General features: G+C 71.1%; 12 protein-coding genes and 2 pseudogenes. 12 read left to right on the plus strand and 2 right to left on the minus strand.

All coding sequences use genetic code 11. The features are described from left to right. The first annotated feature begins 136 nt into the window (after positions 1-136). The 3 genes and pseudogenes from rpmI to ADBZ5U_RS08360 all read left to right on the plus strand — a co-directional run. The gene (gene rpmI, locus ADBZ5U_RS08350; protein WP_526264311.1) at positions 137-331 is read left to right on the plus strand and encodes a 50S ribosomal protein L35; all 195 of its coding nucleotides are present in this window, start codon (positions 137-139) and stop codon (positions 329-331) included. A 63-nt stretch (positions 332-394) separates the two neighbouring features. Next, complete coding sequence (rplT, locus tag ADBZ5U_RS08355; protein WP_526264313.1) at positions 395-784, plus strand: 50S ribosomal protein L20; 390 nt, start codon at positions 395-397, stop codon at positions 782-784. Further along, a pseudogene (locus tag ADBZ5U_RS08360) lies at positions 781-1,560 on the plus strand (TrmH family RNA methyltransferase); the annotation flags it as partial. The gene rplT and the pseudogene ADBZ5U_RS08360, both read left to right, overlap by 4 nt. A gap of 26 nt (positions 1,561-1,586) precedes the next feature. On the opposite strand, the pseudogene ADBZ5U_RS08365 reads toward ADBZ5U_RS08360, so the two are convergent. Further along, a pseudogene (locus ADBZ5U_RS08365) lies at positions 1,587-3,117 on the minus strand (FMN-binding glutamate synthase family protein). 140 nt (positions 3,118-3,257) lie between these two features. On the opposite strand from ADBZ5U_RS08365, the gene pheS reads away from it, so the two are divergent. Continuing rightward, positions 3,258-4,295 carry a phenylalanine--tRNA ligase subunit alpha gene (gene pheS / locus ADBZ5U_RS08370; RefSeq protein WP_526264315.1) on the plus strand — a complete coding sequence of 346 codons (1,038 nt, stop codon included), beginning with the start codon at positions 3,258-3,260 and terminating at the stop codon, positions 4,293-4,295. After that, positions 4,295-6,787, plus strand: coding sequence for a phenylalanine--tRNA ligase subunit beta (pheT, locus tag ADBZ5U_RS08375; RefSeq protein ID WP_526264317.1), 2,493 nt, complete (start codon positions 4,295-4,297; stop codon positions 6,785-6,787). The genes pheS and pheT overlap by 1 nt, the downstream gene beginning before the upstream one ends. Positions 6,788-6,806: 19 nt before the next feature. Here pheT and ADBZ5U_RS08380 read toward each other — a convergent pair whose 3' ends face one another. Continuing rightward, positions 6,807-8,195 (minus strand): HNH endonuclease signature motif containing protein, encoded by a 1,389-nt coding sequence (locus ADBZ5U_RS08380; RefSeq protein WP_526264333.1) that lies wholly within the window; start codon positions 8,193-8,195, stop codon positions 6,807-6,809. 86 nt (positions 8,196-8,281) lie between these two features. On the opposite strand from ADBZ5U_RS08380, the gene argC reads away from it, so the two are divergent. The 7 genes from argC to ADBZ5U_RS08415 all read left to right on the plus strand — a co-directional run. Further along, entirely contained in the window at positions 8,282-9,331 is a 1,050-nt protein-coding gene (argC, locus tag ADBZ5U_RS08385; protein WP_526264319.1) for an N-acetyl-gamma-glutamyl-phosphate reductase, read from the plus strand. Then, a complete protein-coding gene (argJ, locus tag ADBZ5U_RS08390) occupies positions 9,328-10,533 on the plus strand; it encodes a bifunctional glutamate N-acetyltransferase/amino-acid acetyltransferase ArgJ (protein WP_526264321.1) in 1,206 nt (401 codons plus the stop codon). Before argC ends, argJ begins: the two co-directional genes overlap by 4 nt. Beyond that, positions 10,530-11,351, plus strand: a complete 822-nt coding sequence (gene argB / locus ADBZ5U_RS08395) for an acetylglutamate kinase (RefSeq protein WP_526264323.1) — start codon at positions 10,530-10,532, stop codon at positions 11,349-11,351. Before argJ ends, argB begins: the two co-directional genes overlap by 4 nt. Continuing rightward, positions 11,348-12,526, plus strand: a complete 1,179-nt coding sequence (locus ADBZ5U_RS08400; protein ID WP_526264325.1) for an acetylornithine transaminase — start codon at positions 11,348-11,350, stop codon at positions 12,524-12,526. The genes argB and ADBZ5U_RS08400 overlap by 4 nt, the downstream gene beginning before the upstream one ends. After that, positions 12,523-13,452 carry an ornithine carbamoyltransferase gene (gene argF / locus ADBZ5U_RS08405; RefSeq protein ID WP_526264327.1) on the plus strand — a complete coding sequence of 310 codons (930 nt, stop codon included), beginning with the start codon at positions 12,523-12,525 and terminating at the stop codon, positions 13,450-13,452. Before ADBZ5U_RS08400 ends, argF begins: the two co-directional genes overlap by 4 nt. Further along, on the plus strand, positions 13,449-13,934 hold the full coding sequence (locus ADBZ5U_RS08410; RefSeq protein ID WP_526264329.1) for an arginine repressor: 486 nt from the start codon (positions 13,449-13,451) through the stop codon (positions 13,932-13,934). The genes argF and ADBZ5U_RS08410 overlap by 4 nt, the downstream gene beginning before the upstream one ends. A 24-nt stretch (positions 13,935-13,958) precedes the next feature. Further along, positions 13,959-15,082, plus strand: a 1,124-nt coding sequence (locus tag ADBZ5U_RS08415; protein ID WP_526264331.1) for an argininosuccinate synthase, incomplete at its 3' end; no start/stop codon positions are given.

Genomic DNA, 15,082 nt, shown 5'->3' on the forward strand with positions numbered 1-15,082 from the left:
GCCACTGCCGGCCCGGCCCGGCCCGCGGCGCAGGCCGCGGCCGACTCCGGCGCCGAGGTCCGGCCCGAGACCACCGCGGACGTGAACGCCGCAACCGAATAGCACCGATTCAACAAACCGAAGAACTGAGGACTCAATGCCCAAGGCGAAAACCCACAGCGGAGCCAGCAAGCGCTTCCGTCGTACCGGCACCGGAAAGATCGTGCGGCAGAAGGCCAATCGCCGCCACCTGTTGGAGCACAAGCCGTCCAAGCGGACCCGCCGCCTCGACGGTCGCACCGTGGTGGCCGAGAACGACAGCAAGCGCATCAACAAGATGCTCAACGGCTGACGCCGAGTCCGCCGGCGACGGCGGCATCTGGAACTTTCCGAACCGAACGAGAAGAGGAACACCATGGCCCGCGTCAAACGCGCAGTCAACGCCCAGAAGAAGCGGCGCACCGTCCTTAAGGCGTCCAAGGGCTACCGTGGCCAGCGGTCGCGGCTCTACCGCAAAGCCAAAGAGCAGCAACTCCATTCGCTGACCTACGCATACCGCGACCGGCGCGCCCGCAAGGGCGAGTTCCGCAAGCTGTGGATCTCCCGGATCAACGCCGCGGCGCGCGCCAACGACATCACCTACAACCGCCTCATCCAGGGCCTGAAGGCCGCCGGTGTGGAGGTCGACCGAAAGAACCTGTCGGAGATCGCCATCACCGATGCGGCCGCCTTCACCGCGCTGGTCGAGGTCGCCAAAGCCGCACTGCCCGAGGATGTGAACGCCCCGTCCGGTGAGGCTGCGTGACGGCTCCGCTCACTGAGCGGTCCGCCACGGTCACCGACGCGGTCAAGCTGCGACGCCGCTCCGAGCGGACGGCCAGGGGCCGGTTCCTCGCCGAGGGCCCCAACCTGGTCGAGGCGGCCGCGGCGCGCGGCGTCCTCGAGCGGGTGTTCGCCACCGAGGCGGCGGCGCAGCGGTACGGCGAACTCCTGCAGGGTATTTCGGTCACCCACGTCACCGAACGCGCGATGAAGGCGTTGTCGGAGACGGTCACCCCGTCCGGCCTGGTCGCCGTCTGCCGGCTGCCGGTCACAGGTCTGAAGGACGCCCTGGCCTCCGACCCCGCGCTGCTCGTGGTCGCCGCCGACGTCTCCGACCCGGGTAACGCCGGCACCTTGATCCGGCTGGCCGACGCGATGGGCGCGGCGGCGGTGGTGTTCGCCGGCGACACCGTGGATCCGTTCAACGGAAAATGCGTGCGTTCCTCGGCGGGCAGCGTCTTCGCCGTGCCCGTCGTTGTGGAGTCCGACACCGCGGGCGTGATCGACCGGGTTCGAAAGACCGGTGTGCAGGTGCTCGCGACGGCCCCGGACGGTGAGCTCAGCCTCGACGACGCCGACGAGTTGTTGAGCGCGCCCACCGCCTGGGTTTTCGGATCCGAGGCGCACGGACTGCCCGCGGAGATCCTCGCGCTGGCCGACCACCGTGTCGTCATTCCCATGTCGGCCCGGATAGACAGCCTCAACGTGGCGGTCGCCGCCGCCGTCTGCCTGTACCAGAGCGCGCGGGCCCAGCGCCGCGGGGACTCCGGCTCGGGCCCGCCCGCCTACACGAACTCCTCGGCGGAGGCTTCGATCCAGTCCGACAGCCAGGCTTGCGGCGGGCTCTCCAACAACTCGCCGGGCATCAGCCAGTCATAGATCTCGGCGTAGGTCCGGGTGCGCTGGCTGTCGATCCGCCGGTTGAGCATGGACGGCGCCAGTTCCGCGAAACTCTCCAGGCCCATCGAGGCGACCATCTGCGCGGCGCTGGCCACCGTTTCCTTCTGGAAGTTGTACACCCGGTCGATCTTGTCCGGCACGTCCAGCGCCCGGGCCAGGCCGGGGTCCTGGGTGGCCACCCCGGTGGGGCACCGGTTGGTGTGGCACTTCATCGCCTGGATGCAGCCCACGGCGAACATCATGGCCCGGGCCGACAGGGTGAAATCGGCGCCCTGGATCACCCGCCTGACGATGTCGAAGCCGCTGGCCACCTTGCCGGAGGCGCCGATCCTGACGTGGTCCCGCAGGCCCGTTCCGACCAGGCAGTTGTGCACCAGCATCAAGCCCGGTGCCGCCCTCCGAGCCGTCGACGATGATGAAGTCCGGCGTGACACCGGTCTGCAGCATCGCCTTGCAGACGGACAGGAACTCGGTGCGCGCCCCGACGCACAGCTTGAAGCCGACCGGCTTCCCGCCGGAGAGACTGCGCAGCGTCGAGATGAAGTGCACCATCTCCAGTGGCGTGCCGAACGCCGTGTGCGCCGGCGGGGAGACGACGGTCTGCCCGATCGGCACCCCGCGGGTGGCGGCGATCTCGGCGGTGACCTTCGCGCCCGGCAGCACCCCGCCCAAGCCGGGTTTGGCGCCCTGGGACATCTTGATCGAGACGGCCTTGACCGCCGGCAGTGCGGCCTTCTCCCGGAACTTCTCGGCGTCGAAGTGGCCTTCCGGCGTGCGGCAGCCGAAGTAGCCCGAGCCGATCTCCCAGATCAGGTCGCCGCCGTGCTTGAGGTGGTAGGGGCTGATCGCGCCCTCGCCGGTGTCGTGGGCGAACCCGCCCCGGGCCGCGCCCCCGTTGAGCGCCTCGATCGCGTTGCCCGACAACGCCCCGAAGCTCATCGCCGAGACGTTGAACATCGCGATGTCATAGGGCTGGGCGCAGTCGGGCCCGCCGAGACGCACCCGCGGGTTCAGGTCGGTGGCGATCCTGGCCCGCATCGAGTGCCGCAGGAATTCGTAGCCGACGGCGTTGACGTCGCGTTCGGTGCCGAACGGCTCGTCGCCCTTGGTCCCTTTCGCGCGGCGGTAGACCGTGTCCCGGGTCTCCCGGTCGAACGGGGCGCCGTCGGTGTTGGACTCCACGAAGTACTGGTAGATCTCCGGCCGGATCCGTTCGGCGATCCAGCGGGCGTGGCCGATGACCGGGTAGGCCCGCAGGATCGAGTGGCCCTTCTGCAGCAGATCCCAGGTGCCCAGCCCGGCCACGGCGGCCAGCAGGCCGGACGCGATCCACCACCCGGTGCCCAGCTTGACGGCGACCGCGCCGGCGGCCGCGGCGGCCGCCCACACCGACGCCATGATGAGCGCTCTGAGCATCTGCAGTCCTCTGCCTCAGATCGGCCGGGCGAATTGCCCGCGAGGCGCAATTTTGGCATCACCTATGATCTTGCGGGCGGCACTTGGGCTAACGGCCTTGCCGCGGAGAACACCAGGCCGGTGAAGGAGAGTCACAGCGCGTGGGCGAGCAACCGCTGTCGCAGGACGCGCTGGCCACCGCCGTCGACGCGGCCCGGCGGGCTTTCGCCGAAGCCGCCGACCTCGCTGAACTGGCCCGGGCCAAGACCGACCACCTCGGCGACCGGGCGCCGATCGCGCTGGCCCGCCAGGCGCTGGGCGGACTGCCCAAAGACGAGCGCGCCGACGCCGGCAAGCGGGTCAACGTCGCCCGGTCCGAGGCGCAGATCGCCTACGACGAGCGCCTGGCGGCGCTGCGCGCCGATCGGGACGCCGCGGTGCTGGCCGCCGAGGCCGTCGACGTCACACTGCCGTCCACCCGCCAACCCCTCGGGGCGCGCCACCCGATCACCATCCTGGCCGAACACATCGCCGACACCTTCGTGGCGATGGGCTGGGAACTGGCCGAGGGCCCCGAGGTGGAGAGCGAGCAGTTCAACTTCGACGCGCTGAACTTCCCCCCCGACCACCCGGCGCGCAGCGAGTCCGACACCTTCCACATCGCCCCGGACGGGTCCCGGCAGCTGCTGCGCACCCACACCTCACCGGTCCAGGTCCGCACCCTGCTGTCCCGGGAGCTGCCGGTCTACGTCATCTCGATCGGCCGCACCTTCCGCACCGACGAGCTGGATTCCACCCACACACCGGTGTTCCACCAGGTCGAGGGTCTTGCGGTGGACCGCGGCCTGACCATGGCGCACCTGCGCGGGACCCTGGACGCGTTCGCCCGCTCGGAGTTCGGGCCGTCCGCCCGCACCCGGATGCGGCCGCACTTCTTTCCGTTCACCGAACCGTCGGCCGAGGTCGACATCTGGTTCGAGAACCGCAGGGGCGGACCCGGCTGGGTGGAGTGGGGCGGCTGCGGCATGGTGAATCCGAACGTGCTGCGCGCCGCGGGCATCGACCCGGAGGTGTACTCCGGCTTCGCCTTCGGCTGCGGTTTGGAGCGAACCCTGCAGTTCCGCAACGGCATTCCCGACATGCGCGACATGGTCGAGGGCGACGTTCGGTTCTCGCTGCCGTTCGGGGTGGGACTGTAATGCGGCTTCCCTACAGCTGGCTGCGCGAGGTGGTCCAGGCCGGCGCCCCCGGCTGGGACGTCGAGCCGCACGACTTGGAGCAGGCGCTGATCCGGGTCGGCCACGAGGTGGAGGAGGTCATCACCCTCGGGCCGGTGACCGGCCCGCTGCGCGTCGGCCGGGTGACGGCGATCGAGGAGCTCACCGAGTTCAAGAAGCCGATCCGGGCCTGTGCTGTCGACGTCGGCGAAGCCGCTGACCGCGACATCGTCTGCGGTGCAAACAACTTCGCCGTCGGCGACCTGGTGGTGGTGGCGCTGCCCGGCGCGGTGTTGCCGGGTGATTTCCGGATCGCCACCCGCACGACCTACGGCCGGACCTCCGACGGGATGATCTGCTCGGCGGCCGAACTCGGCCTCGGCACGGATCATTCGGGCATCCTGGTGCTGCCGGGAGGGACCGCCGAACCCGGCGCCGACGCCATCCCGGTGCTGGGCCTCGACGACGTGGTGTTCGATCTGGCGGTCACCCCGGACCGCGGCTACGGCATGTCGGTGCGCGGAATCGCCCGCGAGATCGCCTGCGCCTACGACCTGGACTTCGCCGACCCGGCCGACGTTCCGGCGCTGCCCGCCGAGGGCCCCGCCGTGGCGGTGCGCGTCGAACCCGGCACCGGAGTCAGCCGGTTCGCGTTGCGGCCGGTCACCGGGATCGACCCGAAGGCGCAGTCGCCGTGGTGGCTACGCCGACGGCTGATGCTGTCCGGTATCCGGCCCATCTCGCCGGCCGTGGACGTCACCAACTACGTGATGCTCGAACTCGGCCATCCCATGCACGCGCACGACCGGAGTCGGATCCGCGGCGATTTCGCGGTCCGCTTCGCGCACCCGGGGGAGACCGTCGTCACCCTCGACGACGTCGAGCGAAAACTCGATCCCGCCGACGTTCTGATCGTCGACGATGCGGCCGTCGCCGCGATCGGCGGGGTGATGGGCGCCGGCAGCACCGAGATCGACGCGGACACCACCGAGGTGCTCCTGGAGGCCGCCGTCTGGGATCCGGCCGCGGTGTCCCGCACCATCCGGCGACTGCACCTGGTCAGCGAAGCCGGCCGACGCTACGAACGCTCGGTGGACCCCGCCGTCTCAGTGGCAGCCGTCGACCGCTGCGCGAGCCTGCTCGCCGAGATCGCCGGTGGCACGGTGGAACCCGTGCTCACCGACTGGCGTGGCGAACCGGCCCGCGATGACTTCTCCCCGCCGCCGGTGCGGATCCCGGTCGACCTGCCCGACCGCACCGCCGGTGTGGTGTACCCCGACGGCGCCACCGTGCGGCGCCTGACCCAGATCGGCGCCCGGGTTAGGGCCGACGCCGATCCGGCGTACCTCCTCGTCACCCCGCCGAGTTGGCGGCCCGACCTGCTCCAGCCAGCCGACCTGGTCGAGGAGGTGCTCCGACTGGAGAGCCTCGACGTGATCCCGTCGGTGCTGCCGCCCGCCCCGGCCGGGCGCGGTCTGACCGACGCCCAGAAACGCCGCCGGGCGATCGGCAGGGCGCTTGCGCTGTCCGGTTTCGTCGAGGTCCTGCCCACACCGTTCCTCCCGGCCCGGGTTTTCGACCAGTGGGGCCTGCCCGCCGACGACCCCCGCCGCGGCACCAGCAAGGTGCTCAACCCGCTGGAGGCCGATCGGCCGGAGCTTGCCACCACACTGCTGCCGGCTCTGCTGGAGGCTTTGTCCCGCAACGTTTCCCGGGGATTCGGCGATGTCGCACTGTTCTCCGTCGCACAGGTCGTCCTGCCGGGGGAACACACACGGCCGGTGGGGTTGATCCCCACCGACCGGCGGCCGACCGACGAGGAGATCGCCGCGCTCGACGCGTCCCTGCCGGACCAGCCGGTGCACGTGGCGGCCGTGCTGTGCGGGCTTCGTGAACCCCGGGGTCCATGGGGACCCGGCCGGGAGGTGGAGGCCGCCGACGCCTTCGAGGCGGTCCGGGTGATCGCCCGTGCCTGCGGAGTCGAGGTGACACTGCGGCCGGCGCAGCACCTGCCCTGGCATCCGGGCCGGTGCGCCGAGGTGGTGGTCGACGGACGGGTCGTCGGCCATGCCGGCCAATTGCACCCCGCGGTGGTGGAGCGCGCGGCGTTGCCGAAGGGCTCCTGCGCCGTCGAACTCGACCTCGACGCCGTCCCGGTTCCGCACCGGCTTCCGGCCCCGCGGGTCTCGCCGTTTCCGGCGGTGTTCCAGGACCTCAGCCTCGTGGTGGCCGCCGAGGTGTCCGCGAGCGCGGTCATCGACGCGGTCCGCGACGGCGCCGGGGAACTGCTCGAGGACGTCAGTCTGTTCGACGTCTACACCGGCCCGCAGATCGGCGAGGGCCGCAAGTCCCTGACCCTGGCGCTGCGGTTCCGGGCCGCCGACCGGACCCTCACCGAGGACGAGGCCAGCGCCGCCCGCGACGGCGCCGTCGCCGTCGCCGGTGAGCGTGTCGGCGCGGTCCTGCGCGGCTAGTTGTCGCGCCTGCCATCCACTACCCGGGGTCGTGGTCATCGGACCGGAGCACCTCCTCCGGATGGTGATAGAGGTTGATCCGGCTCTGACCCCGGTCGAGGTGTCGGGGTGGTATCCATTCGGTTCGGTTGTCGCTCTTGCGTTTTCGGGTGGTCCACCCGTTCGGTGTGTCGTCGACCAGGCGGTTGTCGCATCCGCACGCCAGGGTCAGTTCGTCGATGTTGGTGTTACCGCCGTGCTGCCAGTCCCGCTCGGCGTGGTGAACCTGGCTGCGGTTGGGTGGAGCGGTGCAGTCCGGTTTCGTGCATCCCCGCTCCAAAGCTGACAGGACCAGGCGCTGACCGGGGCTGGCGGTCCGGCGCGTTCTGCCGTAGTACAGCTGGATCTCGCGGGCGCTGTGGAAGAGCGCGAGGTAGGGGTGGGCATTCGTGGCCATTCGGATGAGCGTCGGGATCGGCACTTGCGTGCCCGCGCCGGTATGCGCCCGCCCGACTGCCGCGGTCAGTTCGGAGAGCGTGGTGGTCACGACCACGGTGACCGGAAGACCGTTGTACTGTCCCAACGCCCCGGACGCCAGCATCGCCCGGCACACGGTCTGCAGCGCGTCGTGGGTGCGCTGCGGGGCGCTGCGGGCGTCGTTGGTGATCTGGTCCTGGGTGGGAACGCCGTCCACGCAGGGTTCGTCGTCGTCGGGATTGCAGTATCCGGGTGCGGCGAGTTTGGCGAAGACGGCGTCGAGCGTGGCCCTCAGTTCCGGATCGAGCCACCCCGTGATGCGGCTCATGCCGTCGAGTTCCTGACGCCCGATGGTGAGGCTGCGCTTGCGCGCGTGTTCTCGCTCGTCGTCGAGCGTGCCGTCCTGGTCGAGGTAGCCCATCAACTGGCGGGCGACCTTGCGCAACCCCTCCGGGGTCAGGCCGCCCGCGAGCCCCGCCAGCTGCGATTCGGCCGCTGACCGGGTGGCCGGGTCGACCTCCGCCGGGAGCTGCTCCATGAAGTCGCGGATCACCGTGACGTGTTCGGTGCCGATCTCCCCGCGGGCCTGCGCGGCTGCGGTTCCGGGTAGTTGCGGTTCCAGCGGTGCGCCGGTGACGCCGCGCCGCGGCCCGAGCGCAGCGGCCTCGGCGAGCCGACGGCCGGCATCGGGTCCGCTGATCCCCAGACGTTGGGACAGCACGGCCCGCCACGACTTGGCGCCCAGATCCTTCGGGGTGACCTGCGACTGCAGCTGAACCAGCAACGAGTTCTCGGCCGCGGGCTGGCGGCGGCGATGGCTTTCCAGCCGGTCCAGGACATCCAGAGCCTGCCCAGCCCCCAGGGCGTGAACCGGCATCGAGGCCAGCTTGTCCCACGCCAGCTCGAGCTCGTCCAGCGCGGCCATCACCGCCTCGACGTCAGGGGTGCGCATCTCCATGTATCGAACACTAGTTCGAGCCACCGACAAGAATTGCGCGTCGCCGCCTCGGGAATCAATTTGCAACGGTCTGCATAAACATGCACACTACTCTGGTGACTTCGGTGGCGGTGGCCGGCGCCAGTGGGTATGCCGGTGGAGAGATTCTGCGCCTGCTGCTCGGGCATCCCGGTTATTCGGACGGGTCGCTCACCATCGGGGCGCTCACCGCAGCGGCCAGTGCCGGCAGCCTGCTGGCCGAGCATCACCCACACCTGCTGCCGCTGAGCGAACGGGTCCTCGAGCCCACCGAGGTCGGCGTGCTGGCCGGGCACGACGTGGTGTTCCTGGCGTTGCCGCACGGCCACTCGGCCGAGATCGCCGGACAACTCGGGCCCGGGACCGTCGTCATCGACTGCGGCGCGGACTTCCGGCTGACCGACGCCGGCGACTGGACCCGCTTCTACGGCTCCGAGTACGCCGGCAACTGGCCCTACGGGCTTCCCGAACTGCCCGGCGGCCGGGACGCCCTGCGCGGCGCCACCCGCATCGCGGTGCCGGGCTGCTATCCGACCGCCGCACTGCTGGCGCTGCTGCCCGCGGTCGCCGCCGGACTGGCCGAACCGGCGGTCACCGTCGTCGCGGTCAGCGGCACCTCGGGGGCGGGCCGGGCGGCCAAGGTGGACCTGCTTGCCTCGGAGGTCATCGGTTCGGCGCGGGCCTACAACATCGCCGGCGTGCACCGGCACACCCCGGAGATCGCCCAGGGTCTGCGCGCGGTCACCGACCGGCCGGTCACGGTGTCGTTCACCCCGGTGCTCATCCCCACCGCCCGCGGCATCCTGGCCACCTGCACCGCCCCGACCGCGGCATCGACGGTTCAGATCCGCCAGGCCTACGAAAAAGCCTATGCGGCAGAGCCTTTCGTACACCTGCTGCCCGAGGGACGGCTGCCGCAGACCGGCTCGGTGATCGGCGGCAACGCCGCCCAGCTCGCGGTCGCCGTGGATGCCGACGCCGGTGTCCTGGTCGCCGTCTGCGCGATCGACAACCTGGTGAAAGGCACCGCGGGGGCGGCGGTGCAGTCGATGAACCTGGCGCTGGGCCTACCCGAGACCCAAGGCCTGTCGACGGTGGGACTGGCGCCGTGAGACTGCTGCGCACCCAGGGGGTCACCGCACCGGCCGGCTTCCGCGCCGCCGGGATCGCCGCCGGCATCAAGAAGTCCGGTGCCCCGGATCTGGCCCTGGTGTTCAACGAGGGCCCCGACCACGCCGCGGCCGGGGTGTTCACCCGCAACCAGGTCAAGGCCGCCCCGGTGCTGTGGACCAGCCAGGCGCTGACCACCGGCAGGCTGCGTGCGGTGCTGCTGAACTCCGGCGGCGCCAACGCCTGCACCGGGCCGCCGGGATTCCAGGACACCCACGCGTGCGCCGAGGCGGTGGCGCGAACGCTGTCCAACTGGGGCAGCGAGACCGGGGCCGTCGAGGTGGGGGTCTGCTCCACCGGCCTGATCGGCGACCGGCTGCCGATGGACCGCCTGCTGGCCGGCATCACCGAGATCGTGCACGAGATCCACGCCGGACTGCTCGGCGGAGACGACGCGGCCCGGGCCATCATGACCACCGACACCGTGCCCAAACAGGTTGCGCTGCATCACGCGCCGGACTCGGCGGAGAACTGGACGGTCGGCGGGATGGCCAAGGGCGCCGGCATGCTGGCCCCGTCACTGGCCACCATGCTGTGCGTGCTGACCACCGACGCGGTCGCCGACGCACCCGCCCTGCAGACCGCGCTGCGGCGGGCGACCGCGCGCACCTTCGACCGGCTCGACGTCGACGGCTGCTGCTCGACCAACGACACCGTGCTGCTGATGGCCTCCGGGGCCAGCGAGATCCGGCCCGCCCAGGAGCATCTCGATGACGCGGTGCTGCGGGTCTGCGAGGACCTGTGCGCGCAGTTGCAGGCCGACGCCGAGGGGGTGACCAAGCGGGTGTCGATCACCGTGGCCGGCGCGCCGAGTGAGGACGACGCCGTCGCCGCTGCCCGCGCCGTGGCCCGCGACAGTCTTGTGAAGACCGCGATGTTCGGCTCGGACCCGAACTGGGGGCGGGTGCTGGCCGCGGTCGGCATGGCGCCCTTCGAGCTCGACCCGGCCCGGATCGCGGTGTCGTTCAACGGGATCCCGGTCTGCGTCGACGGCGCCGGGGTGCCCGGGGCGCGCGAGGTGGACCTGTCCGGCCCGGACATCGCCGTTCGCGTCGACCTCAGACTCGGCGTCGGCGAGGCCACCATCCGGACCACCGACCTGTCGCACGCCTACGTCGAAGAGAACTCGGCCTACAGCTCATGACGCTGAATGCGCTGCGGGACAGGATCGTCGTCGTCAAGTACGGCGGCAACGCCATGACCGACGATGCGCTCAAGACCGCGTTCGCCGCCGACATGGTGGTGCTGCGCGACGCCGGCGTCCACCCGGTGGTGGTGCACGGCGGCGGCCCGCAGATCAGCGCGATGCTCAAGAGACTGGGCATCTCCGGGGAGTTCAGGGGCGGGTTCCGGGTCACCACCCCCGAGGTGCTCGACGTCGCCCGCATGGTGCTCTTCGGCCAGGTCGGCCGCGAACTGGTCAACCTCATCAACGCGCACGGACCGTACGCCGTCGGAATCACCGGCGAGGATGCCCGGACCTTCACCGCGGTCCGCCGCACCGTCACCGTCGACGGCGTGGCATGCGACATCGGCCTGGTCGGCGACGTCGACAAGGTCGATACCGCGCTGCTGACCGACCTGATCGGCGCCGGACGCATCCCGGTCGTCTCGACCATCGGACCCGACGCCGACGGTGTGGTGCACAACATCAATGCCGACACCGCCGCGGCCGCGGTCGCCGAGGCGCTGGGGGCGCAGACGCTGGTGATGCTCACCGACGTCGAAGGCCTCTACACCCGCTGGCCCGACCGCGACTCGCTGGTCAGCCGGATCGACACCGCCACCCTGGCCGGCCTGCTGCCCGCCCTGGAGGAGGGCATGGTGCCCAAGATCGAGGCCTGCCTGCGCGCGGTCGACGCCGGGGTGCCCAGCGCCCACGTCATCGACGGGCGGGTCGCCCACAGCGTGCTGAGCGTGCTGCGCGGCGAGCCCGCCGGAACCACGGTGGTGGCCCCGTGAACGTCCCGCTGCTGGAGCGCTGGCAGTCGGTGATGATGGACAACTATGGCACCCCGCCGCTGGCACTGGTCGCCGGGGACGGCGCGGTGGTCACCGACGCCGACGGCAACACCTACGTCGACCTGCTGGCCGGCATCGCGGTCAACGTCCTCGGCCACCGCCACCCGGCGATCATCGAGGCCGTCACCGCCCAGCTCCACACCCTGGGCCACGTATCCAACCTGTACGCCACCGAGCCCGGTGTCGCGCTCGCCGAGGCGCTCGTCGCCCACCTCGGCACCCCGGCCCGGGTGTTCTTCTGCAACTCCGGGGCCGAGGCCAACGAGGTGGCCTTCAAGATCACCCGGCTGACCGGACGCACCAAAATCGTTGCCGCCCAGGGCGCTTTCCATGGCCGCACCATGGGGGCGCTGGCGCTGACCGGCCAGCCCGCCAAGCAGGAGCCGTTCCGGCCGCTGCCCGGCGACGTCACCCACGTCCGCTACGGCGACACCGCGGCACTGCAGGCCGCGGTCGACGACGACACCGCGGCGGTGTTCCTCGAGCCGATCATGGGGGAGGGCGGCGTCGTCGTCCCGCCGGCCGGCTACCTGGCCGCCGCCCGCGAGATCACCGCCCGGCACGGCGCACTGCTGGTCCTCGACGAGGTGCAGACCGGGGTCGGGCGCACCGGAACCTTCTTCGCCCACCAGCACGACGGCATCAGCCCCGACGTGGTGACCATGGCCAAGGGCCTGGGCGGCGGCCTGCCGATCGGGGCGTGCCTGGCGATCGGCCCGGCCGTCGACCTGATGACCCCCGGCATGCACGGCAGCACCTTCGGCGGCAACCCGGTCTGCGCCGCGGCCGCCTGCGCGGTGCTGCGGGTGCTGGCCGAACAGGACCTGGTGACCCGCGCCGGACTGCTGGGCAAGACCCTGCACGACGGCATCGCGGCACTGCACCACCCGCTGGTCGACCACGTCCGGGGCCGCGGCCTGCTACAGGGGATCGTGTTGAGCGCCCCGCAGGCCAAGGCCGTCGAAACCTCCGCCCGCACAGCGGGATTCCTGGTCAACGCCGCCGCCCCCGACGTCGTCAGGCTGGCCCCGCCGCTGGTCGTCACCGACGCCCAGATCGAGGGTTTCCTGACCGCACTGCCCGCAATCCTGGACACCGCGGCGAGGGCATCGTGACCCGGCACTTCCTTCGCGACGACGACCTGACACCCGCCGAACAGGCCGAGGTGCTGGCGCTGGCCGCCGAACTCAAGTCATCCCCGTTCAGCCGGCGGCCGTTGGACGGCCCGCGCGGGGTGGCGGTGATCTTCGACAAGAACTCCACCCGCACCAGGTTCTCCTTCGAGATGGGTATCGCCCAACTTGGCGGGCATGCCGTCGTGGTGGACGGCCGGTCGACCCAACTCGGCCGGGACGAGACCCTGGCCGACACCGGCCGGGTGCTGTCGCGCTACGTCGACGCGATCGTCTGGCGGACCTTCGGCCAGGACCGGCTCGACGAGATGGCAGCGGCGGCAACGGTTCCGGTCGTCAATGCGCTCTCCGACCAGTTCCACCCCTGCCAGGTGCTGGCCGATCTGCAGACCATCGCCGAGCGCAAGGGCACGTGCAAGGGCCTTCGGCTGTCCTACCTCGGCGACGGCGCCAACAACATGGCCCACTCGCTGATGCTCGGCGGCGTCACCGCCGGACTGCACGTCACCGTCGCCGCGCCGGCCGGTTTCGCTCCCGACGCCTCCGTCGTGGCCGCCGCGCGGACCCGCGCCGCCGCGACCGGGGGCAGTGTCACCGTCACCGACGACCCGCAGGCCGCCGCGCGCGGCGCCGACGTCCTGGTCACCGACACCTGGATCTCGATGGGGCAGGAGAACGACGGCCTGGACCGGGTCGCCCCGTTCCGGCCCTACCAGGTCAACGCCGGACTGGTGGCCCATGCCCATCCGGAAGTCGTTGTGCTGCACTGCCTTCCGGCCCACCGCGGCGAGGAGATCACCGACGAGGTGATCGACGGCCCGCACAGCGCGGTGTGGGACGAGGCCGAGAACCGGCTGCACGCCCAGAAGGCGCTGCTGGTGTGGCTGCTGGAGAGGCGCCGGCGATGAAGTCCGAGGTCGCCGCCACCCGGGCCGGCCGGCAGGCGCGCATCGTCGCGATCCTGTCCGCCCGGCCGGTGCACAGCCAGAGCGAGCTGGCCGCGCTGCTGGCCGACGACGGCATCGAGGCCACCCAGGCGACGCTGTCGCGCGACCTCGAGGAACTCGGCGCGGTCAAGCTGCGCGGCGCCGACGGCGGGGTGGGGGTGTACGTCGTTCCCGAGGACGGCAGCCCGGTGCGCGGGGTGTCCGGCGGCACCGACCGGCTGCACCGGCTGCTCGGTGAGCTGCTGGTGTCCACCGACGCCAGCGCCAACCTCGCCGTCCTGCGCACCCCTCCCGGTGCGGCGCACTACCTGGCCAGCGCCATCGACCGGGCGGCCCTGCCCGAGGTGGTCGGCACCATCGCCGGCGACGACACCATCCTGGTGGTGGCCCGCGAGCCGATGACCGGCGCGCAACTGGCCGCCATGTTCGAGACCATCCGCTAAACCCCTGACTGCAAGGAGCACTTCATGAGCGAGCGCGTCATCCTGGCCTACTCCGGCGGATTGGACACCTCGGTGGCCATCAGCTGGATCGGCAAGGAGACCGGCCGCGAGGTCGTCGCCGTGGCCATCGACCTCGGCCAGGGCGGTGAGGACATGGAGGTGGTGCGCCGGCGGGCGCTGGACTGCGGCGCCGCCGAGGCCGTCGTGGTCGACGCCCGCGACGAGTTCGCCGAGCAGTACTGCCTGCCGGCCATCCAGTCCAACGCCCTGTACATGGACCGCTACCCGCTGGTCTCGGCATTGAGCCGGCCGCTGATCGTCAAGCACCTGGTGACCGCAGCCCGCGAGCACGGCGGCGGCATCGTCGCCCACGGGTGCACCGGCAAGGGCAACGACCAGGTGCGCTTCGAGGTCGGATTCGCCTCGCTGGCACCGGATCTGGAGGTGCTGGCCCCGGTCCGCGACTACGCCTGGACCCGGGAGAAGGCCATCGCCTTCGCCGAGGACAACGCCATCCCGATCAACGTCACCAAGCGTTCGCCGTTCTCCGTCGACCAGAACGTCTGGGGCCGGGCGGTGGAGACCGGCTTCCTCGAGCACCTGTGGAACGCCCCCACCAAGGACGTCTACGACTACACCGAGGACCCGACGCTGAACTGGAACACCCCCGACCAGGTGGTGGTCGGATTCGACCGCGGCGTGCCGGTCAGCATCGACGAGCGTCCGGTCACGGTGCTCGAGGCCATCGAGGAACTCAACCGCCGGGCCGGCGCGCAGGGGGTGGGCCGACTCGACGTGGTGGAAGACCGCCTGGTCGGCATCAAGAGCCGGGAGATCTACGAGGCCCCCGGCGCCATGGTGCTGGTGACCGCGCACACCGAACTCGAGCACGTCACCCTGGAGCGCGAACTGGGCCGGTTCAAGCGGATCACCGACCAGCGCTGGGGCGAACTGGTCTACGACGGCCTGTGGTTCTCCCCGCTGAAGACCGCCCTGGAGTCCTTCGTGGCCAAGACCCAGGAACACGTCACCGGCGAGATCCGGATGGTGCTGCACGGCGGCCACATCGCGGTGAACGGGCGGCGCAGCACCGAGTCGCTGTACGACTTCAACCTGGCGACCTACGACGAGGGCGACACCTTCGACCA

The organism is Mycobacterium sp. (genome assembly GCF_040398885.1).
In the GTDB taxonomy this organism is placed as follows: Bacteria; Actinomycetota; Actinomycetes; order Mycobacteriales; family Mycobacteriaceae; genus Mycobacterium.

Coding starts and splice junctions, on each gene's coding strand:
- rpmI (WP_526264311.1), top strand. CDS start 137: ATGCCCAAGGCGAAAACCCACAGCGGAGCCAGCAAGCGCTTCCGTCGT.
- rplT (WP_526264313.1), top strand. CDS start 395: ATGGCCCGCGTCAAACGCGCAGTCAACGCCCAGAAGAAGCGGCGCACC.
- pheT (WP_526264317.1), top strand. CDS start 4,295: ATGCGGCTTCCCTACAGCTGGCTGCGCGAGGTGGTCCAGGCCGGCGCC.
- ADBZ5U_RS08380 (WP_526264333.1), bottom strand. CDS start 8,195: ATGCGCACCCCTGACGTCGAGGCGGTGATGGCCGCGCTGGACGAGCTC.
- argC (WP_526264319.1), top strand. CDS start 8,282: ATGCACACTACTCTGGTGACTTCGGTGGCGGTGGCCGGCGCCAGTGGG.
- argB (WP_526264323.1), top strand. CDS start 10,530: ATGACGCTGAATGCGCTGCGGGACAGGATCGTCGTCGTCAAGTACGGC.
- ADBZ5U_RS08410 (WP_526264329.1), top strand. CDS start 13,449: ATGAAGTCCGAGGTCGCCGCCACCCGGGCCGGCCGGCAGGCGCGCATC.